This window comes from Paraburkholderia sp. BR10936 (genome assembly GCF_040965735.1).
Classification (GTDB): Bacteria; Pseudomonadota; Gammaproteobacteria; order Burkholderiales; family Burkholderiaceae; genus Paraburkholderia; species Paraburkholderia nodosa_A.
This window is the reverse complement of sequence record NZ_JBFRCM010000012.1, coordinates 212,882-232,656: the sequence shown is the minus strand read 5'-3', so window position 1 is coordinate 232,656 and position 19,775 is coordinate 212,882. Positions and strand designations below refer to the sequence as shown.

Annotated in this window: 17 protein-coding genes and 1 riboswitch; of the genes, 1 reads left to right on the top strand and 16 read right to left on the bottom strand. The window is 62.6% G+C overall.

Annotated features, from left to right (window positions below):
• Positions 1–19: 19 nt before the first annotated feature.
• The 3 genes from AB4Y36_RS24640 to AB4Y36_RS24630 form a co-directional block, all read right to left on the bottom strand.
• Positions 20–223, bottom strand: a complete 204-nt coding sequence (locus tag AB4Y36_RS24640) for a hypothetical protein (RefSeq protein ID WP_069262085.1) — start codon at positions 221–223, stop codon at positions 20–22.
• Between the two features lie 61 nt (positions 224–284).
• Positions 285–1,259 carry a cysteine synthase A gene (locus tag AB4Y36_RS24635; protein WP_368684364.1) on the bottom strand — a complete coding sequence of 325 codons (975 nt, stop codon included), beginning with the start codon at positions 1,257–1,259 and terminating at the stop codon, positions 285–287.
• Between the two features lie 178 nt (positions 1,260–1,437).
• Entirely contained in the window at positions 1,438–1,782 is a 345-nt protein-coding gene (locus AB4Y36_RS24630) for a hypothetical protein (RefSeq protein ID WP_069262087.1), read from the bottom strand.
• Positions 1,783–2,103: 321 nt separating this feature from the next.
• Between AB4Y36_RS24630 and AB4Y36_RS24625 the strand changes: the two genes are divergently transcribed.
• Entirely contained in the window at positions 2,104–3,081 is a 978-nt protein-coding gene (locus tag AB4Y36_RS24625) for a pseudouridine-5'-phosphate glycosidase (protein WP_368684363.1), read from the top strand.
• Here AB4Y36_RS24625 and atzF read toward each other — a convergent pair.
• The 13 genes from atzF to AB4Y36_RS24560 all read right to left on the bottom strand — a co-directional run bounded on the left by atzF (position 3,078) and on the right by AB4Y36_RS24560 (position 19,706).
• Positions 3,078–4,880, bottom strand: coding sequence for an allophanate hydrolase (atzF, locus tag AB4Y36_RS24620; RefSeq protein ID WP_368684362.1), 1,803 nt, complete (start codon positions 4,878–4,880; stop codon positions 3,078–3,080). The genes AB4Y36_RS24625 and atzF overlap by 4 nt on opposite strands.
• An 18-nt stretch (positions 4,881–4,898) precedes the next feature.
• Positions 4,899–8,498 (bottom strand): urea carboxylase, encoded by a 3,600-nt coding sequence (gene uca, locus AB4Y36_RS24615; protein WP_368684361.1) that lies wholly within the window; start codon positions 8,496–8,498, stop codon positions 4,899–4,901.
• A 172-nt stretch (positions 8,499–8,670) separates the two neighbouring features.
• The gene (locus AB4Y36_RS24610) at positions 8,671–9,312 is read right to left on the bottom strand and encodes an urea amidolyase associated protein UAAP2 (RefSeq protein WP_069262091.1); all 642 of its coding nucleotides are present in this window, start codon (positions 9,310–9,312) and stop codon (positions 8,671–8,673) included.
• Between the two features lie 14 nt (positions 9,313–9,326).
• A complete protein-coding gene (locus AB4Y36_RS24605) occupies positions 9,327–10,031 on the bottom strand; it encodes an urea amidolyase associated protein UAAP1 (RefSeq protein ID WP_368684360.1) in 705 nt (234 codons plus the stop codon).
• Between the two features lie 13 nt (positions 10,032–10,044).
• The gene (locus tag AB4Y36_RS24600) at positions 10,045–10,833 is read right to left on the bottom strand and encodes an ABC transporter ATP-binding protein (RefSeq protein WP_368603135.1); all 789 of its coding nucleotides are present in this window, start codon (positions 10,831–10,833) and stop codon (positions 10,045–10,047) included.
• Positions 10,830–11,645 (bottom strand): ABC transporter permease, encoded by an 816-nt coding sequence (locus tag AB4Y36_RS24595; RefSeq protein ID WP_069262094.1) that lies wholly within the window; start codon positions 11,643–11,645, stop codon positions 10,830–10,832. Before AB4Y36_RS24595 ends, AB4Y36_RS24600 begins: the two co-directional genes overlap by 4 nt.
• Before the next feature lie 33 nt (positions 11,646–11,678).
• Positions 11,679–12,749, bottom strand: coding sequence for a putative urea ABC transporter substrate-binding protein (locus AB4Y36_RS24590; protein WP_069262095.1), 1,071 nt, complete (start codon positions 12,747–12,749; stop codon positions 11,679–11,681).
• Positions 12,750–12,807: 58 nt separating this feature from the next.
• Positions 12,808–12,907, bottom strand: a riboswitch (guanidine-I (ykkC/yxkD leader).
• A 321-nt stretch (positions 12,908–13,228) separates the two neighbouring features.
• Positions 13,229–14,113, bottom strand: a complete 885-nt coding sequence (locus AB4Y36_RS24585) for a dienelactone hydrolase family protein (RefSeq protein WP_368684359.1) — start codon at positions 14,111–14,113, stop codon at positions 13,229–13,231.
• A gap of 174 nt (positions 14,114–14,287) precedes the next feature.
• Entirely contained in the window at positions 14,288–15,115 is an 828-nt protein-coding gene (locus AB4Y36_RS24580; protein ID WP_368684358.1) for an enoyl-CoA hydratase-related protein, read from the bottom strand.
• On the bottom strand, positions 15,112–15,558 hold the full coding sequence (locus AB4Y36_RS24575) for a nuclear transport factor 2 family protein (protein WP_368684357.1): 447 nt from the start codon (positions 15,556–15,558) through the stop codon (positions 15,112–15,114). Before AB4Y36_RS24575 ends, AB4Y36_RS24580 begins: the two co-directional genes overlap by 4 nt.
• A 39-nt stretch (positions 15,559–15,597) precedes the next feature.
• Positions 15,598–17,622, bottom strand: a complete 2,025-nt coding sequence (locus tag AB4Y36_RS24570; protein WP_368684356.1) for an FAD-dependent oxidoreductase — start codon at positions 17,620–17,622, stop codon at positions 15,598–15,600.
• Positions 17,623–17,750: 128 nt separating this feature from the next.
• Positions 17,751–18,923 (bottom strand): lactonase family protein, encoded by a 1,173-nt coding sequence (locus AB4Y36_RS24565; protein ID WP_368603142.1) that lies wholly within the window; start codon positions 18,921–18,923, stop codon positions 17,751–17,753.
• 90 nt (positions 18,924–19,013) lie between these two features.
• A complete protein-coding gene (locus AB4Y36_RS24560) occupies positions 19,014–19,706 on the bottom strand; it encodes a DUF1223 domain-containing protein (protein ID WP_368684355.1) in 693 nt (230 codons plus the stop codon).
• Positions 19,707–19,775 lie beyond the last annotated feature (69 nt).

Below are 19,775 nucleotides of genomic sequence, written 5' to 3'. Positions count from 1 at the left end.
GGGGACTCTCCCTGCGCAGCTACTGATCGTGTGCGAGCGCTTCGAGACGGGCGTAGCCCGCGTCTTTCGCCGCGCGCTCCGTCGCAAAGGGCTCTTCGGCGACGAGCGAGCGCCGCACTTCGCGCGCATCGAAATCGACGAGCGAGATAACCCACACCCAACCGCCGATCTGCTCGGCCGTCTGCACGAATGCGCGCACATTGCCTTTATCCTTGGTGCTCATTTGACCTCCTCACGAGATAAACACAAGGGGAACATGGGTGACGCCAGACTTGACGGGCAGTCTACGCCGGGACCAGGCCCCTTTGTTTCAACCAGTCCAGATTGAAAAGGCGGGAGCGGTACAACTCGCCGCCGTCGCACAGCAGTGTGACGATCGTATGCCCCGGCCCCATCTCCCGGGCAAGCCTGACAGTAGCCGCGACGTTGATGCCTGTCGAACCGCCGACATATAGCCCTTCTTCGCGAAGCAATCGGTAGACCATGGTGACGCATGACTGGTCGTCGATCTGATAAGCGTCATCGATCGGCGTGCCGTCGAGGTTCGCGGTAAGGCGGCTGGAGCCGATCCCCTCGGTAATCGAGCTGCCTTCCGCGTGAATCTCGCCCGTCTTCACGTAACTGTACAAGCCGCTGCCGTACGGGTCGGCGAGAACGATCCACAGATCGCGGTTCTTCTCCTTCAGGAAGCGGGCCACCCCGGCGAGGGTGCCGCCAGTACCGGTCGCGCTGACGAACGCATCGACCGTGCCAGCGGTATCGCGCCAGATTTCTGGGCCGGTGCTCTCGTAGTGAGCCTTGCGATTGGCAAGGTTGTCGAACTGGTTCGCCCAGATCGCGTCGTCCAGTTCCTCCGCGAGCCTTCCGGCGATCTTCTGGTAGTTGTTCGGGTCCTTGTAGGGGGCGGCCGGTACCGGGTGGACTTCCGCACCCAGGACGCGCAACAGTTCCATTTTCGCGGGAGACTGCGTCTCGGGAATAACGATGACACAGCGATAGCCGCGAGCCGCGCAAATATGGGCAAGGCCGATGCCGGTATTGCCCGCAGTCCCTTCCACTACCGTGCCGCCGGGCCTAAGTTCGCCACGCTGCTCGGCGTCCAGAATAATGGACAGCGCCGCCCGGTCCTTCACCGAACCACCCGGGTTCATGAATTCGGCCTTACCGAGAATCTCGCAGCCGGTTTCGTCGCTGAGACGAGCGAGCCTGATCAGCGGCGTGTCGCCTACGCAACCGACAAAACCCGTCCGAACATGCATATCCTTCCCCCTGCAATCGCAAGCCTGGCATCAGGCCACTCTCACACTGGAAGGATAGGCAAAGATCCGGCGCACTTCCCGACGTTTGACGGGCAGTCGGTGAAGATGACCGGGAAGCGGATACGCCGACTCACTCGACTCACTCGCAAAAAGCTTGCCAACGATCAGGGCACGCCGATCACCGCCCGGTCAGCAGCCGAAGGATCTTCTGCACGATGCGTTCGTGCAACTCGAGCGCCTCACCGAGCGTGCTTGCGCCAAAGCTCTCGTTGTCTTTTCGCGCTTGCATTCCGGCGATGCGCGTCACGAAGAGCGCGGGCTCGGCGGTCCGCGCGTCAGTCACACCGCGAAATCGCGTCGTGACCGTCACGCCGGACTCTTCGAGCAGCGTGCGGCGAAAGATCAATTCGTTTTCGGCCATCCAGCGCGACCACTCGCTGCGGTCGAATACCTCAACAGGCCTGTTCTTCGCGTCGAGGATGTAGAAGCGTTCGCACTGGGGCGGGATCGGGCGGGTTCTCATCTATTCCGATCCGGAAGGTGCGAGCAGGAAGCCGATCGCCTCCCGCCACCGGCTATCGTCGACGTGGCCAGGCCAGTCGTTATGCTCAGTCGCCTGGGAAAGTAGAGAAAACGTTCCTGCAACATGGCGACGCCTGTCAAATGGATCGGCACGCGAAAGCGAGCCTCAGTTCGATTCCCCTGAACAATGCGCCGGTCAGGATCTATCCGCAACCCGGACTGCCCGATCGTTCGTCTGGAGCACGTGGATCGGGCGAGCGATGCGCTGTGAAGCGTCCCCATGCGGCATACTCGAGTCCACGATACCCGAAGGCCCAAAGACATGGTTGCCGACCTCGCACACTCCTGGTTGACGTTCAGCGCGGCTGTAGCCGCTGCAAAGGCCGCCGGCCGCCCGCTTGTCGCGCTCGAGTCGAGCATCATCGCTCACGGCATGCCCTATCCGGAGAATATTCGCACTGCGCGCGAAGTGGAGGCCCTGGTCCGCGCGACGGGAGCCGAACCCGCGACGATTGCACTGATCGGGGGGCGAATTCACATCGGACTTGCTGACGACGAACTGGAACTGCTCGGCCGCTCGGAGCATGTACACAAGGTTAGCCGCCGCGACCTGCCGGCCGTGCTGGCCGCCGGCGGGCTCGGTGCCACGACAGTGGCTGGCACGATGATATGTGCCGCGCTGGCCGGCATCGAGGTCTTCGTCACCGGCGGCATTGGCGGCGTGCACCGGGGCGCGCAGGAAACCTTCGACATCTCGGCCGACCTGCAGGAATTGGCAAAGACCTCGGTGGCGGTGGTGTGTGCCGGTGCGAAGTCCGTCCTGGACATCGGGCTCACACTGGAATACCTGGAGACTTACGGCGTGCCGGTGCTCAGTTGCGGGCAGGACAATTTCGCGGCGTTCTACACGCGCGATAGCGGCTTTCGCGCGGACTTCCGGCTGGACGACGCAGCGGACCAGGCGCGCTTCATCCGCACCAAGTGGAACCTGGGCCTCGAGGGCGGCGTAGTGTTGAGCACGCCGGTGCCGGAGGCATCAGCAATGCCGTCCGCAGAGATCGACGCGCTGACTCAGCAGGCGCTGACTGAGGCCAGGGCACAAGGCATCACAGGTAAGGCCGTGACGCCCTTCCTTCTGTCTCGCATCATGGCACTCACGGGTGGACGCAGTCTGGCGACGAACATCGCGATCGTGAAACACAACGCCGAGGTCGGGGCACGACTGGCGCTGGCGTTGGCACACAGGTTGTGCACTGGATGTCGCGACGAGCGTTCCATCTCGCAGGGGCGATCGGACTAGCGCTCGCTCGCGAGCCATGCACGCCATCCGCCGAATCCGGAGATATCGGTTCCCGACTTCACGCCATAGGGTTCGCACAAGAAGCCGGTCACCCACGAGCCGTCCGACAATTCGACCTTCCCCAGCACCAGCGGAGACGGCACGGTTGCCATGAACGAGCCCAACTCGACGCTCGGCATGTCCCAGACTTCGACCGCGATCTCGGAGCCGTTCCCGGCAACTCGCCACAATCCCGGGCGTCGGGTGCCGTCCGCGGAAGCCGGCAGCGCGGCCAGCCGATAATGGGCAGCCGTATGCGTTACCTGCATGCGTCGCGCGCCTCGCGAAACCAGGTCCTTGTTCAACGGCAGCCCTTGCATGTGAGCACCGCACACCGCGACGCGAATCCGGTCGTTGGCCGCGACTCGCCTGGCGGAAGGCTCCGGGCGGCTTCCGCCAACACATTCGATGCCACTCGCCGTGTGCAACACATCGGCGACCCCCAGCAGATACTGGTCGGTGAACGCGCGGCCAAAGACCGTCACGCCCCACGGGAGCCCGTTCTTCATGAACGCTGTCGGCGTGGCGACGGCCGCGTAATCGAGCAGATTCATGAAGTTCGTGTAGTAGCCGAGCAATGAGTTCGGCCCAATCGGGTCCTTCTCCAGTTCAGCGAGCGTCACAGGGCGCGGATACGTCGGCGTCAGCACGAAGTCCAATGAATCGAGCACCGCATCGCAGATCGCCTTCAACGCCTGCAGACGATACTGCGCGCGAAACAGTTCGACCGCCGTCGCGCCCGGTGCCTTGGCCAGCACGTTCCGAATAACGGGAAGCACGGCGTCTGGCGTCGCTGACATCAACTCGCCGGCCACGCTGTAGCGTTCCGCAACCCACGGGCCCTGATAAAGGAGATTCGCGGCCTCGACAAAGGGCTCGAAATCGATCTCCACTGCCTCGCCGCCTGCTGCTTCCAGGCGCGCACGTGCGCTTGCGAACAATTCCGGACTCTCAGCGCATCCCGCGAATTCAAGATGCGCCGGAACCCCGAACCGGAACGACGTAGGCTTGCCGAACGCGCTTGCCGAGTTCCATTGCGGGTTTCTGCGACTGTATGCATCGCGAACGTCGGTTTGTGCGGTCAATGAGAGAAGCTCACTGGCCTCGCCGGCCGTTGCCGTGAAGTAGGTCACGCAATCGAGTGTGCGGCAGGCCGGGACGACACCCGCCGTCGACAGGATGCCTTTGGTCGGCTTGAGTCCGATGAGATTGTTCAGGCCGGCAGGCACACGTCCCGACCCCGCCGTGTCGGTACCGAGCGCGAAACTCGCCACGCCCAATGCAACGGCAAGCGATGAACCCGCGCTGGAACCACCCGACGGGTAGTCAGGATGCACGCTGTTGCGGCATTTGCCGTATGGCGAACGGGTGCCGTTCAGACCCGTCGCGAACTGGTCGAGATTGGTCTTCCCGATCGGGATGGCGCCAAGCGAAATCAGCTGGCTGACGAGCGTCGCGGACTCCTCCGGCATGTACGCAAAGCCGGGGCACGCGGCGGTCGTTTGGACTCCTGCAAGGTCGATGTTGTCCTTGATCGCGAACGGCACGCCGTACAACGGCAGACGCTCGAAGTCCTGCTTCTCGAGCCAGGCGAGGTATGGCGCGACTTCGCTTTCGGTCAGTAGATGAATGAAGAGGTTGAACTCCGGATTCAGCGCGTTCGCTTTTCCGAGCAGTTCAGTCACGAGCGTGCGCGGCGTGAGGCGCCCGTCACGATACGCGCTGCGAAGCGTGGAAAGCCGCAGATCGAATGTCGGCATGGTTTTCTGTCCTTGTATTTAATGGCGTTCAATGACTGCGACTCGTTGCCCCGCGCGCACGGGCGAGCCAGGGGCCACGTAAATATCGCCGACGGTCCCCGCACAGGAGGCGAACACCGAAATCTCCATCTTCATCGACTCGACAATGAGCAATACGTCGCCCGCGGCAACGACGTCTCCCGTCTTCACCTTCACCTGCCAGAGGCTGCCGGCGATTTCACAGTCCACGGAGACCTGCCCGTCTTCCAACGGAGCCAGTTGGGCGTCCTCCGCGTCCGGTGCCTCGATTGCCTCTTCAGGGGTGCCCGCTTCGCGCCAACGCTCGCGCTCGGCCTGGAAGGCCGCCTGCTGTCGCGAACGAAACTTGCCGATGCTGTCGGCTTCGCTCTCGAGAAACGCTTGATAATCCGGCAGCGAGAGTTCCGACTCTTCAATCTTCAACGGATAACGCCCAAGCGGAAAATCGGCGCGGATGCGAAGCAGTTCGTCGGCCGACACTTCGTAGAAGCGAATCTGGTCGAAGAAGCGCAGCAAATAGTGCTGACCGGCGAAATCCGCGACCTTGCGATAGCGATTCCACATCTGCAGCGTGCGGCCGACGAATTGATAGCCGCCGGGCCCTTCCATGCCGTACACGCACAGATACGCGCCGCCGATGCCGACCGAGTTCTCCGCGGTCCACGTACGAGCCGGGTTGTATTTGGTCGTCACGAGGCGATGACGCGGATCGAGCGGGGTCGCAACGGGTGCACCCAGGTAGACGTCACCGAGACCCATCACGAGATAGCTCGCGTCGAACACGATCTCTTTGACGGCATCGATGGATTCGAGGTCGTTGATCCGGCGAATGAACTCGAGGTTGCTCGGGCACCACGGCGCATCTTTGCACACCGTGGTCATGTATTTTTCAATCGCAAGCTGGCACGCCGGGTCATCCCAGGAGAGCGGAATGTGCACGATCCGCGACGGCACGCGCAAATCCTTCTTCAGCAAGACCTGCTCCCACGCCTGACGTACGACATCCAGCAGCTGCGCGAGCGCCAGTTGCTCCGGTCGATAGTGAATCTGGAGGGAACGGATGCCAGGCGTCAGATCGACGACGCCGGGAAGCGCCATGGCCTCGAGAGACTGCATGAGCGCGTGTCCACGAAAGCGCGAGACGAGGTCCAGCTCGGCGGGCCCAATCTCGAGCAGCAGATGCGTGTCACCGGACACGCGCGCAACGAGCCGCTCGCCGCCCGAACCCAGGTCGAGCACGATGGGTGAGGTCAGTGACGACCGTCTGCTAGTCGGCGCGTTCGACTCGACCTCCAGGCTTTCCAGTTCGCGGGCGCGTTGACGTGCGGCTTCACGCGCCTCTTCTACCTCCACCGGAACGAAGCGGATCTTGTCGCCGGCCTTCAGTTGCCCGATGTGCCAGAGGTCGGCCTCGATGATGGTCACCGGACAGACGAAGCCGCCAAGACTCGGTCCATCGGGGCCGAGAATCACGGGCATGTCGCCCGTGAAATCGATGGCGCCGACCGCATAGGGATTATCGTGAATATTCGACGGGTGCAGCCCGGCCTCGCCGCCGTCTTCGCGAGCCCATTCCGGCTTCGGCCCGATCAGGCGCACACCGGTACGGCTCGAGTTGAAGTGAACTTCCCAATCCGTCTCCAGAAACCTTTCGATGTAGCGCGAGCTGAAGTACTCTGGCGCGCCGTGCGGACCATAGATCACGCGGAGGCTCCGCACGTCTTCGAGCTTCGGCACGGCATTCAGCGTCTTGCCAAACTGCGGATTCTCGAGCGGATAGAGGTGAAGTACGTCACCTGCGCGTATTGCGCGCCCGCCATGCCCGCCGAACTGACCGAGCGTGAAGGTGCTGCGGCTGCCGAGATACACGCCGACGTCCAGGCCGCCGCGTACGCACAGATAAGCGCGTGCGCCGGCGCTGCGAATGGTGCCGAGCGACAACGTCGAGCCTGCCGGGACAAAGAGGCTCGTATTCAACGGTTGCTTGACGTCGCCGAGCAGTACGGGAATGTCCGCCCCCGTGATGGCAACGACCGCGTCGGTATTGAAACGCAGCGTCGGGCCGCTCATCGTGATTTCGAGCGCGGCGGCATCGGGGGCGTTGCCAAGCAGGCGGTTGCCCAGCCGCATGGCGCGATCATCCATCGGCCCCGAAGGCGGAATGCCGACTGCCCAGTATCCGAGACGGCCGGGGAAATCCTGGACCGTCGTCTGCGTACCGCCGCTGACGACTTCGACCGTACTGGCCTCGTACTTGAGTCCCTCGAGGCACCGGGTCCATGGTTCGCCCGATGCAAACGGCTTGTCGTCCAGGATCTGACGCAGATAGTCGCGGTTCGTCTCCACGCCGTAAATGCACGTGTCCTGGAGCGCGTCCTTGAGCGCGCTGCGCGCCTCGTCGCGAGTCGGGGACCAGGCAATCACCTTGGCGAGCATGGGGTCGAAGTACGGCGGCACTTCGCAGCCGGCTTCGATCCACGTGTCGATACGTAGCGCGCGACCGTCGGCTGGCGGGAACGCGACGTCGGTCAGCAGGCCGGGGCTGGGCTTGAAGTCCCGGCCGGGGTCTTCTGCATAGAGCCGCGCCTGAATCGCATGGCCGCGCGGCGTCAGCTTCGCTGCGAGTTCATGCAACGGCTCGAGCGTGCCCGCTGCCAGCTCGATCATCCAGCGCACGAGGTCGACACCCCACACCTGCTCCGTTACGCCGTGCTCCACCTGCAGGCGCGTGTTGACTTCGAGGAAGTAGAACTGCTCGGCGGCGCTGTCGTACACGAACTCGACGGTGCCGGCGGAGCGATAGTCCACCGCCTTCGCGAGCTTCACGGCAGCCGCACAGAGTGCCTCGGAAATCCCGTCCGGCAAGCACGGCGCGGGCGTTTCCTCGAGCACTTTCTGGTTGCGCCGCTGCACAGAGCAGTCGCGCACGCCGAGTGCGATGGCATCGCCCTTGCCGTCTCCGAAGACCTGCACTTCAAGATGTCGCGCCCGCTCGATGTACTTTTCGAGGAAAACGCCGGAGTCGCTGAAATTGTTTTCACCGAGCCGCTTCACGGCATCGAAATGCGCACTGAGTTCGGCTGCATTCCAGCACACACGCATGCCGATACCACCGCCGCCGGCCGTGCTCTTCAACATCACCGGATAGCCGATGACTTCCGCCGCTTCCAGCCCCGCCATCAGGTCACCGAGCAAGCCGGTGCCCCTGAGCATCGGCACGCCCTCCTTCTCCGCGATTTCGCGCGCCGTGTGCTTCAGGCCGAAGGCGCGCAACTGCGCGGGCGTGGGCCCGATGAACGCGATCCCTGCCGCTTCGCAAGCCTCGCCAAAGGCGGCGTTCTCGGAGAGGAATCCATACCCGGGATGAATGGCCTGCACGCCCTCGCGGCGAGCGATCTCGAGGATTTTTTTCGTGTCGAGATAGGTCATTGCCGCGGGCCCGTCGCCCAGGCAGTGCGCGACGGGAGCCTCGCTTACATGACGGCTCGCTCTATCCGCCTCCGCAAAAACGGAGACTCCGGTGACATCGAGTTCGCGCAGCGTTCTGAGAATCCGGCACGCGATAGCGCCACGATTGGCGATAAGAATCTTCTCGAACATGGAAGGAATCTTGATTCAGAGGCGGGCCGTCCCGCCGTGGGAGATGCGAGCCGCGGTCGTCCACGGCCGTATTCGCGTCAGCGATCTGCCTGAGTCAGCGCTTCGCGCGTGAGCGTGAAATGACGTCCCGCGCGCACGAGCATGGCGAACGAGATCCAGCTGCGGAGATGCTTCAGTCCCATATCAGCAGCTCCGCGGGCGTCGGGTTGTAGGCGTTGCACGGATTGTTCAACTGGGGGCAGTTGGAAATCAGCACGATCACGTCCATCTCGGCACGCAGCTCGACGTACTTCCCCGGTGCGGAAATGCCGTCTTCGAAGGTGAGCCCCCCTTCCGCCGTCACGGGCACATTCATGAAGAAGTTGACGTTCGCGCCGATGTCCTGCTTCGAGAGGCGGCCGTCATGCGCGCAAGCGCGCAGGAAGTTGTCGCGGCAGCTGTGCATATAGCGCTTTCCCAGCGCATAGCGCACGGTGTTGCTCTCCTGTGCGCAGGCACCGCCGAGCGTATCGTGGCGTCCGCAGGTATCGGCAACGACGGTCAGCATCGGATTGCCGAGATTCGAGTACAACACCGAGCCGGCCGTCAGGTAGAGCCTCTTCTGCCGACGCAGCGTGCGTTGTGGGTCAAAGCGCTCGCGCGGATCGGCGAGGCTGTAGAACAGCGTATCGACCGCCTGGTTGCCCTCCAGATCGACGATGCGCAGTGTCTGGCCCGCCTTCACTTCGTGAAGCCAGGGCTCACCCGCGGCCACCGTCTCGCGGTAGACCGCGCTCTCGGGTTGTTTGTCGCTGACGACAAGCGTGCTCATCATGAAGTGGCCTCCGCTCAAAGAAAGAATCGCTCTGTGTTGATAAAGCCGCGCACGTTTTCCTCGCATGCGGTACGGCACACTTCAGCCACGCCAGGCTGCGCCTCGCTCAATTCGAGTTTCACCGCTTTGGGCGCATATTCAGGGTTCGGGTCGAGCGGGTGCTGAATCGCGGTGAGCACGACAAGCGTGTTCATCGGCGCATACAGTTCGACGTAGTCGCCGGCCTTCGAGTTGTGGCTCACGAAATTCAGCTCTCCTTCGCTCGTGACATCAACGCGGCTGAAAAGATTGAGCGTCATCAGCAGGTCTGAGATCTCGAGGCCCCACTTACTCATCTCGACGAGCAAGTTGTCCGTGCCGTTCCGGTAGAACGCGTTGCGCAGTTCCTGATAACGGCCAGCACCGTACCGCGCCGTGACCTCGTCGGCGTTCGTGACGCCACCGATGCTGTCGTGCCACCCGCATGTGTCGTCGACGATGGCAGCGAGAACACGCCCCATATCGGAGTACAGGCAGTGCCCCGTCGTGAGCTTTGCAGTGTGCTGGCACTTCAGTGAATCCGGGAGGTTCAGTCGCTCGCTCTTCTCCGTTGCATTGACCATCATCACGCTGACATTGGCGCCACCGTGCAGGTCGGTCACGCGCAGCGATTGCCCGCGCTTCACGATGAGCGAGGTATGGCCCCCGCCCGGTACGGTTTCTTCAAGCAATAACTTCATGTTCGAGTTCCCTTCATGAGACCGCTTCGATGCTGGACGCGCCTTGAACCGCCGCGCGCGCCAGATGCACGGCGGACACCGATTCGCGGCTGCGGTCGAGTGGAATGTTGTAGGTGACACGGGCTCCGTAGGCACCCGGCGCCTGGGGGTCCACGCGGACCTTGTCGAAAACCAGCACACGGCTTCCCAACGTGAAGCCCTCTTTGAGGTCATGCGTAACCATGAAAATGGTCAGCTTCGCTTCGCGCCACAGGTCCGAGAGCAGCGTGTGCATGTCCTTGCGGATACCGGGGTCGAGTGCGCCAAACGGCTCGTCGAGCAGCAGGACGCGTGGCTTCATCATCAAGGCCTGCGCAATGGCGAGGCGTTGTTGCATACCGCCGGAGAGTTGCTGCGGGTACTTGTTCAAGGCCGCACCGAGCCCCACCCGCTCGAGCATGGCGGCCGCCTCGTCTCGCGCGGCGCGCCGCTGCGCCCCGAAGAGTCTGCCCGTGAGCTTCGCTTTCGGAAGCTCCAGTCCCAGCATCACGTTGCGCAATACGCTCAGGTGCTCGAACACCGAGTAGCGTTGAAACACCACGCCACGATGGGCATCCGGCTCGCCCGGCAGCGGTTGACCGTCCAGCAGGATCTCGCCGCGCGTCACTTGCTCCTGACCCAGCAGCAGCCGCAAAAACGTCGACTTTCCGCAGCCGGAAGCGCCGACCATCGAACAGAACTCGCCCTCCTGGATCGTCAGATTCAAACGTTCCAGAACCACCTGGTCGCCGTACTCTTTCCATACATTACGGACTTCGATCATCGCCCACCTCCGCCGTACCAGGGAAAGGACCACTGCGTGATGCGGCGAAGCAGTTCATCGGTGAGCCACGCGAGCAGCGTGATCCAGGCGACGTACGGCAGAATCAGATCCATGGAGAGGTAGCGGCGCACGAGGAAGATGCGATAGCCCAGGCCGTCCGTCGATGCGATCGCTTCGGCGGCGATGAGAAAGAGCCATGCAGCTCCGAGCGAAAGCCGCATCGCCACCAGCAGGCGCGGCAGGAGTTGGGGCAAAACCAGACGCAGAATCACCGTCCAGCTCGTGGCCCCCAACGTCTGCGCCTTGACCCACAGCTCGGCGGGAATCTCGCGGGCACGGGCGTGCAGGTCCCGAATGATCATCGGCGTGATGCCGAAAACGATGAGCACGACCTTCGATAGCTCATCGAGCCCGAAGACGATGAAAAGAATCGGCAGCACGGCCAGCGGCGGAACCATCGAGACGACGGTGATGAATGGCGAGAGCGTTGCGCTGACGAGCGGAAACGAGCCAGTCGCGATAGCGGCCACCAGCGCGATTACCGCGCTCACGACGAGACCGATACCCAGTCGTCGCAAGCTCGACAGCGTGTCGTCCCACAACAGATATTCACCCGTGCGCTTGTCTTCGGTGAATGCGACCAATCTCACGGCATCGCTCATTTGCGCCGCGCTCGGAAGCAGCTTGTCATCGGGATTGAGCTTGAGCCGCTGCGCAGATCCCGTGAAATACACGGCAAACAGCACGACGAACGGCAGCAGGAGCAGCATCATGCTGCCGATCCGGCTCGGATGTCGATTGATGAGTCGCATGGTGACCGCCTGGTTGTGGCTTCGAAATCAGTCTCAGAGCTTGCCCGCGGCCGCCATCTCGACGTAGCTCGGGTCGAAACGCAGCTTGACGTTGTTCTTGTCGCCGACGATCACATTCTTGTCGAATGCCATGCCCACGGAATCCGCGCTCTTGGCATCCTGGCCGAGCAAACCGTGGTCAAAGGAGAACTTCGCGACGCGCGTCATGATCTTCGGCATGTCCGGGCTCGTGACGAAAGCGACTGCCGCCTGAGGTGTGTAAAAGAGCGCGGTGGTCGACAGCTGCCCCTTGAAGTTCGCAAGGTCGGTACCGGAGGCCTTCGCCATCGACGTCAGCGCGCTGGTGCTCGCCGCCGAATTGCTGTGCATCAGCGCAACCATTTCGAACCATGCACCCGTCAGCGCCTTGCCGAGCGCCGGGTTCTCTTGCAGCGTCTTCGTGTTGACGACCATCATGTCCATGATTTCGCCGGGAATCTTGCTCGAATCGAAGACTTCGGTAACGTTCGGCTGCGCCTTCAGATCGGCGAGCATCGGGTTCCACGTCACCGCGTTGTGAACAGTCGGCGTCGCGAATGCGCCCGAGATATCGGCGTCGGATGTGTTCACGACCTTGAGATCGCGCTCGCTCATATGGGCGCTTTCCAAGGCGCGCGCGAGCAGGTAGTGAGAGACCGAGAACTGCACGAGATTGACCTGCTGGCCTTTCAGGTCGGCGATCTGCCTGCCCTTGCCCTTCATGAGCACGCCGTCGTTGCCGTTCGAGTAATCGCTCACGATCAGCGCAGTCGAATCGACGCCGCCCGAAGCCGGGATGGTGAGCGCGTCCATGTTGGTCATTGCGCAGCCGTCGAACTTGCCAGCCGTGTACTGATTGATGGATTCGACGTAGTCGTTCAGCTGGACGACATCGATCTTGATGCCGTACTTCGTGGCCCACTTAGAGATGATGCCCTGGGTTTTTGCCTGGCCCCACGGCATCCAGCCGGCGTAGATGGTCCAGCAAACCTTGAAGTCGCTGCGGCCCGCAGCGAACACGGAACTTGAAGCGAAGGTGGCGAGGGAGACGGCGGCGATGCCAAGACAGCGAACGAGCTTGCGCATGAGGTTGACCTCGAAAGGGACGGTTAGCAACGGCAGGGAGCAGCGCAAACATCGCGTTCTCTCCCGGGCTTTTATCCCGCCGTGTAACCTCGCCTGAGGTCGCCAGCTCTCGGACCAGCACCTGCGAGAAGCAGGCCGGAACCCTAGCTGTCCATTTCCAGATTGTCTGAACCGGATGCTGCGCCGGCTCCTTGCCCACTCCTTAAAGCGAGAAGCGTGCCAATGAACCCAGGCACGGCTTTGTGGCGTGGAAGGCGTTTCTTCGCCCTGCGCCGGTAACAACGTGCACTAATATGCGTCGCGGCGCACCCGTTTCGGGCACTGCGACGGGCCATTCGTATCGCGGTTCGAACCCAAACCGCGCGAATTCTATGCGGCCGACGGCAGTACGGGCTTGCGCCACGGCCTTTCGTCGCCCGATGTGAAATGCCGTTTGGGGACTGGCGAAGCTCCCGGCCTTCGACCCGGTCACAGTGAACCTATGGCTTCAGCACGGCCCTGACGATTCCGCCGACGGCTTCTTTGGCACTGGCCGCCGCGTTCTCGTCGTATGCGATGGTTGTCCCGCGCTCGATACACGCATCGCTATAACTAAACGGTTGCTTCGTCGTGGTGTCGACGAGCAGTCCGTTTTCGACCTCGACCGTCCGGCAGTTTCGTGTGGTCTGCGCCTGCGATAGCTGCTGGGGTTGCCTGAGCGCTCGCGCGTCAAAGAAGTGACTGGCGCCGGCGTACTCGGTCAACTGGACGTCATGCAGTTTCGTTCTCAGACGTTCCACATAGGCACGGCATGGCGCGACGGGATTGTAGTTGTCTGCAGTCCCCTGGAAAATACGCACTGGTTTGCCAACGACATCCTCGTCTTCGAGATACGTGGAGGTACAGTCGGGATAGAAAGCGACGAACGCCGCGAACTGGGTGCCGGGTTGGGCGTGCATCTTCTGGAACCGGCTCAGGCTTGCATAGAGCGCGTTTTGCCCTCCACGCGAGAAGCCCATGAGCATGATCCGGTTCGGGTCGATTCTCGGGTGCTTCGAAAGCGTCGCAATGGCGCGATAGGCATCCTCGGTCTGTGCCAGGCGGCCGAGTTGCGCTTGATCGTTGATCGTGTTGACGATACCTCGGCCGGAGAAGCTGTCGATTACGAAAGTCGCGACACCGAGCGATAGAAAATACTCCTCCCAGTCGGTGATGCTGCTGCCGATTCCGCCGGACGCATGCAGCAGGATGACGAGCGGAAGCCGGTCAGCACCGTTTCGGGGAAGCCGAAGTTCGCCAGCCACCGTAACAGGTTTGCCATCCTCGCGCCCGCTCAGAAATTCCTGGTCCGTGAGCGTCACGGACGGAATCGGGATGACCTCCATTCGCGTCACCTGCGCGCGTGAGGCGTTCGCGAGGCAGCTGCACACGCAGATCAATGCGATTCGGACGAGCAGAGTTTTGCTTGTTCTCGACATGACGCGCCTCTTCTTCAGTACTGGTTCGCGTGACTGACTTACGAAGTCCAGTATAGGCAGACGTAGTGCGAGAGCGGGAGATCAGTCAGGCAACGGCGGCAAGCCATCGAAGCGCGGGTCACGCCTGGCCTGCCATCCTGCGATGGCTTCGGAGAGGTCCGCGGTATCGAATATGGCGCTCTGAAGCAGGGCCATGTGCTGCAGCGACTCCGCGGTTGCGTGGTCGCGGGCGAAGTTCATCGCCGTCTTGCTCCCCGCCACAGCCAGCGGCGATTTCGATGCGATGCTGCGGGCCAGCTCCATCGCATGGTGCTGGAGCGCATCGGCGTCGGGCAGCACGGCATTGACGAGCCCCACGGCGAGCGCCCGTTCGGCGCTCAAACGCTCGCTGGTGTACGCCATCTGGCGCGCGACGCCCGCAGGAATGAGTTTGGGCAGGCGTTGCAGCACGCCCAGATCGGCCACCATGCCGATCTGCGTTTCCTGCAGGCAGAAGAAGGCGTCCGCCGTGCACACGCGAATGTCGCAAGCAGCGGCAAGGTCGAGCCCGCCTCCGATGCATCCGCCCTGCACGGCGCAGATAACGGGGAAACGTGCCTTGTCGAGTACGTCGAAGCAGTCCATCAGATCTGCGAGAGCGCGCTGAAAACCGAGGCGTTTGCGTGGACTGCGGGTGTCGAAGTCGTTCGCTATGTTGGCGAACACCTCGAAATCCATGCCGGCCGAAAAGTGCTTGCCCGTCGAACTGATGACGAGCACGCGGACCTCGCCACTCGCATCGAGTGCCTGCACCATTTCGCGCAGGCCCGTATAAAACGCGAGGTCCATTACATTGAGCCGGTCGGGACGGTTCAATTGAAGATGCGCGATGCCGGCTTCGTTACTGAGGCGAAAGTATTGATCGTTCATGGATGGCTCGCGGCTTTATACGCGGGGAGAACATGAGCCAGACGCGCGCCCATCTCGGCACCCAGTACCTGCAATGCATTGAACGGCCGGATCATCACTTCGAACTCGACGATGAGGCCCGCCTCATCGAAGCGGATCATGTCGATGCCTTTGAGCTGCTTGCCCTGCACGGTCGCGCTGAACTCGAGCACGACGTTCAGCCCGTCGGCACTGCTGAACTGCCTATGATAGGTAAAGTCCCCGAAAATGGTGATCACCGTACGCAGCGCCATCAGCAAGGCGGGCGCGGGACCGTAGGGCTTGAACGCCATCGGCGAGCGAAAAACGGCCTCGGGATGCACGATGGACTCCAGCCCGCTGAGATCCTTGCTGTCCACGAGCTCATGCCAGATCGCGAGGGACCGCGCGACAGCGGGAGACAGATTGAGTATGGCGTCAGTCATATCGGGTCCGTTTTCAGGTCCGGGGAAAACGCTGCGCGCTCACAACGAAGCGGCAAGCGTGGTGCCCTCATGGATGGCCCGCTTGGCGTCGAGTTCGGCAGCCTCGGCAGCACCACCGATCACGTGCACCTTGCGGCCGGCGGCCAGCAACTGGTCCGCCAGCTCGCGCAGCGGCTCCTGTCCTGCGCAAACCACGACGTTCTCGACAGCGAGGATTTGCGGCACACCGTCGATGCTCACGTGCAGCCCATCGTCGTCGATGCGCTGGTATTCCACCGAGGAGGACATGCCGACGCCGCGCGCCTTCAAGGCCGTCCGGTGAATCCATCCCGTCGTCTTGCCAAGGTTCTCGCCAACCTTCGAGCGCCTGCGTTGCAGCAGATGCACGCTGCGAGCCGCCGGACTCACGACCGCCCGACGCAATCCACCGCGTTCGGCATAGTTCGTATCGACGCCCCATTCGGCGAAGAATTTTTGCGGATCGAGACTCGCGGACTCGCCTTCATGCACGAGGTACTCGGCCACGTCGAAGCCGATTCCGCCAGCCCCCACAATGGCGACGTCAGATCCCACCGGCTTGCCGTCGCGCAGCACGTCCAGATAGCCCAGCACCTTGGCATGGCTGGCGCCTTCGATGCGCAGCTCGCGCGGCAGAACGCCGGTTGCCACGACCACCTCGTCGAAGCCCTCCTGCATCAGCGCTTCGGCGCTCGCACGCGTGCCGAGGCGAAGCTCGACGCCCGTCAATTCGATCTGGCGGCGGAAGTAGCGCAGCGTTTCATTGAACTCTTCCTTGCCCGGCACTTTTTTGGCGATATTGAACTGGCCGCCGATCTCGGTGCTGGCCTCGAAGAGCGTAACGGCATGACCGCGGCTGGCCGCGGTCACCGCGCAGGCGAGACCGGCCGGACCCGCACCCACGATCGCCACACGCTTTGGCTGCGCGGCGGGCCGGATGACGATTTCCGTCTCGTGACAGGCCCGCGGATTGACGAGGCAGGACGTGACCTTGCCAGCAAAAGTATGGTCGAGACAAGCCTGATTGCAGCCGATGCAGGTATTGATCTCGTCGGCGCGGCCCTCGCGAGCCTTGCGCACGAATTCGGCATCGGCGAGGAATGGGCGCGCCATCGACACCATGTCGCACGCGCCGTCGGCGAGCAGCTGTTCGGCGAGCTCGGGCGTGTTGATGCGATTGGTGGCGACGAGCGGCACCGCGACCTTCCCCATCAGTTGCTGGGTGACCCAGGCCCAGGCGCCGCGCGGCACCTTGGTGGCGATGGTGGGAATGCGCGCCTCGTGCCAGCCGATGCCCGTATTGATGATGGTGGCGCCCGCCTGCTCGATAGCCTGTGCGAGCTGGATGACTTCCTCCAGCGTCGAGCCGCCCTCGACCAGATCGAGCATCGAAAGCCGGTAGATGATGATGAAATCGCGGCCCACACGCTCGCGCACGCGGCGCACGATCTCCACCGCGAAACGTATGCGGTTCTCGTAACTGCCGCCCCAGCGGTCAGTGCGATGATTGGTACGCATCGCGATGAATTCGTTGATGAGGTAGCCCTCGGAGCCCATGATCTCCACGCCGTCGTAGCCGGCATGTTGCGCGAGGGCTGCGCAGCGGACGAAATCGTCGATGGTTTCTTCAACCTCGTCGTCACTCAGCGCGTGAGGGGTGAACGGATTGATGGGGGCTTGCAGCGCGCTGGGTGCGACCAGCATCGGCTGGTACGAGTAGCGGCCGAAATGCAGGATCTGCATCGCGATCTTGCCGCCTTCCGCGTGGACGGCGCGCGTAATCGTACGGTGCCGCTCGGCTTCCCCCTCTGTCGTCAACATCGCGCCGCCATGCATGGGGCGCGCGCGTTCGTTCGGCGCGATGCCGCCGGTCACGATCAACCCAACTTCGCCACACGCGCGCTCCGCATAGAACGCGGCCATACGTTCGAAGCCGTTCGGCGCTTCCTCCAGACCGACGTGCATGGAGCCCATCAGCACGCGGTTCTTCAAGGTCGTGAAGCCCAGGTCGAGTGGGCGCAGAAGATGGGGATAGTGATTGGTCATGTTTATGCAACTGGCTGTATGACGGCGAGGTCGATAATGCAACCAGTTGCATAGAGAATCAAGCGAATGCGAGGATTTCGAAAACCTCCTCTATAACGTCTCTTTGATCAGACGTGACTTGCGCGCTGCTAGCGCGCCGCGATCCCCTGGGCTCCGGGCGGTACGCCGGTCACCGAACCAATCGGTTCGAGCGTGCCGTCGGGCATCACGCGAAAGCCGCTTACGGCGCCGTTGCCTTCCCGCACATAGAGGAATTTGCTCCGACTGCTGAGCGCCATGTCGAGCGGAGCGCTGAGCGTACCAGCAGCGGCATTGAGCAGGTTGATCTTCCCGTCCGCGGCAATGCGCAGACTGCTGATCGTGCCGCTACCGGCATTGGCAGTAAAGGCGAAACGTCCGTCGCCGGTCGTGACAAGCCAGCAAGGAGCGGCCTGGCCCAGCGGGATCGCCGCGCTGATCGACTCGAGATGTTTGCCGTCTTCGACTTCGTATGAGGAAACGGAACCGGACCCGGCCTCGGAGACGATTGCATATCCGCGTGTCGTGATGGAAAAGCCGAACGGCGTAACGCCGTTCGAGGCATGAGGGGTCGATGTCGAGGCGTAGCCGGTAAAGCCGACAGAATACGTGTCAATGAGTTGCGTGCCCTTTTCGGTCACCAGCAATTCGTTGCCTTCCGGTGCGAACCTGACTTGCGCCGGCTGGGCGGCGGTTCCGCCGGCCAGCGGCCGTTGCGAGCCGGGTAACGCAACGAGGCGCTTGCCGAGTGCGTCGACAAAATAGCCGCTAATGTTCGGCGTGCCGCCGGCGTTGAGCACATACGCGATCGGCCCCTTGACCGTCACGCTGACGGGCATCTGACCGCCCGACGGCTTTCTGTCGAGCAGCGTCAGTTTGCTGCCATCGATTGCGAAAAGCGAAACATCATTGCTGCCGGCATTCACCGCAAGCAGAAAGCCCGAGTCCAACGTCAGCGCGCCCTGCGAGCCCAACGGATCGGCGCCCGTGCCCGCTCCTTTTCCGCCGGTTTGGTAGGTGGCCGCGTAGGTCAGTGTTCCGTTTGTGGCTCGAGCATAGACGAGAACCGAGTTTCCGGAAGGCTGGTTCGACATGACGTAGACGGCCCCGGGCGGATCGGCCTCGGAAGCGGCTTGCGCAAAGCTGCTTGAAGCGAATCCCAGCGCTGCGGCGAACGCGATGGTCCGCAAAGGAAACGATGAAGCGAACGTGACAAATGACATGACGAACTCCTTGCCTGGTAGACACGACTTCGTTAGGGGAACTGCCACTGCACTGCGCACTCCTTCTGCCCTCATAGCGTCGTTCGACGATATACAAAGCACACCTTAGTAATGGCGATGGAAAGACCTGTTAGCACCATCCCCGGCGGCTCAAGGCGCACCGTTGGTCACTCGCGCCGCGCCGATGATCGCACCATCCGTCGACTGGATCAGGATTGCCGCCTGTTCACCGGCCGGCGAAGGAGGCTCGAGTTTCAACGGCGCGCCGGTCCATTCGCCGACGGCCTGTATCGAGCGAACGACGTTGGCCTCCCTGAGCGTACGCCCCGTGTTTTCGCCTCTCCCGACGTCGGTGACATGCCCGGTGTCATAGCCAACCAGCAAGACCCGACCGTGGCCGGTGCCGCGTCCCACCATGACTGATAACGTCCCGCCGTGGCGCACACCACTCACATCCACCCCTGCTTCATCCGCTTTCTGCGCGATCGCGATCGCCGCCTCGGCTGCACGTCGATTCGAACCCACCAGTCCCTTCTGGCCGTCGATCACCATTTCGGGCGTGTAGGCGCTCTCACCAAAACGCGCGCTGTACTCGGCCTGGCGCTGCGTGGCGGCTTCCAGCGAGTAGGGGTCGCGCCAGCCCAGGCCGTCCCAGTACGTCACATGAAATGCGAGGGGAAGCACCTCCCGGCGCTCCCGAGATAGCTCAGACAGGTAGGCATCCGCGGGAGGACACGAGGAGCACCCTTCCGAGGTGAACAGCTCGACCACGACCGGCCTGGCTGAGGCCACGACGGGCGCGACGAGAAAAAAGAACGCAATAGCAACGAGCCGAACGGACATGATCTGTCTCCAGAACGACAGGACTGCCTCTTAGTTCGCTCGGTTGCGCTTCCCGGTTACAGCTGGAAG

Bases quoted from the DNA above. Each gene is read 5' to 3' on its own strand.
- AB4Y36_RS24635 (WP_368684364.1), bottom strand. From the start codon at position 1,259: ATGCATGTTCGGACGGGTTTTGTCGGTTGCGTAGGCGACACGCCGCTG.
- AB4Y36_RS24590 (WP_069262095.1), bottom strand. From the start codon at position 12,749: ATGCGCAAGCTCGTTCGCTGTCTTGGCATCGCCGCCGTCTCCCTCGCC.
- AB4Y36_RS24625 (WP_368684363.1), top strand. From the start codon at position 2,104: ATGGTTGCCGACCTCGCACACTCCTGGTTGACGTTCAGCGCGGCTGTA.
- AB4Y36_RS24570 (WP_368684356.1), bottom strand. From the start codon at position 17,622: ATGACCAATCACTATCCCCATCTTCTGCGCCCACTCGACCTGGGCTTC.
- AB4Y36_RS24585 (WP_368684359.1), bottom strand. From the start codon at position 14,113: ATGGAGGTCATCCCGATTCCGTCCGTGACGCTCACGGACCAGGAATTT.
- uca (WP_368684361.1), bottom strand. From the start codon at position 8,498: ATGTTCGAGAAGATTCTTATCGCCAATCGTGGCGCTATCGCGTGCCGG.
- AB4Y36_RS24595 (WP_069262094.1), bottom strand. From the start codon at position 11,645: ATGCGACTCATCAATCGACATCCGAGCCGGATCGGCAGCATGATGCTG.
- AB4Y36_RS24560 (WP_368684355.1), bottom strand. From the start codon at position 19,706: ATGTCCGTTCGGCTCGTTGCTATTGCGTTCTTTTTTCTCGTCGCGCCC.
- AB4Y36_RS24610 (WP_069262091.1), bottom strand. From the start codon at position 9,312: ATGATGAGCACGCTTGTCGTCAGCGACAAACAACCCGAGAGCGCGGTC.
- AB4Y36_RS24580 (WP_368684358.1), bottom strand. From the start codon at position 15,115: ATGAACGATCAATACTTTCGCCTCAGTAACGAAGCCGGCATCGCGCAT.
- AB4Y36_RS24600 (WP_368603135.1), bottom strand. From the start codon at position 10,833: ATGATCGAAGTCCGTAATGTATGGAAAGAGTACGGCGACCAGGTGGTT.
- AB4Y36_RS24575 (WP_368684357.1), bottom strand. From the start codon at position 15,558: ATGACTGACGCCATACTCAATCTGTCTCCCGCTGTCGCGCGGTCCCTC.
- AB4Y36_RS24640 (WP_069262085.1), bottom strand. From the start codon at position 223: ATGAGCACCAAGGATAAAGGCAATGTGCGCGCATTCGTGCAGACGGCC.
- AB4Y36_RS24605 (WP_368684360.1), bottom strand. From the start codon at position 10,031: ATGAAGTTATTGCTTGAAGAAACCGTACCGGGCGGGGGCCATACCTCG.
- AB4Y36_RS24630 (WP_069262087.1), bottom strand. From the start codon at position 1,782: ATGAGAACCCGCCCGATCCCGCCCCAGTGCGAACGCTTCTACATCCTC.
- atzF (WP_368684362.1), bottom strand. From the start codon at position 4,880: ATGCCGACATTCGATCTGCGGCTTTCCACGCTTCGCAGCGCGTATCGT.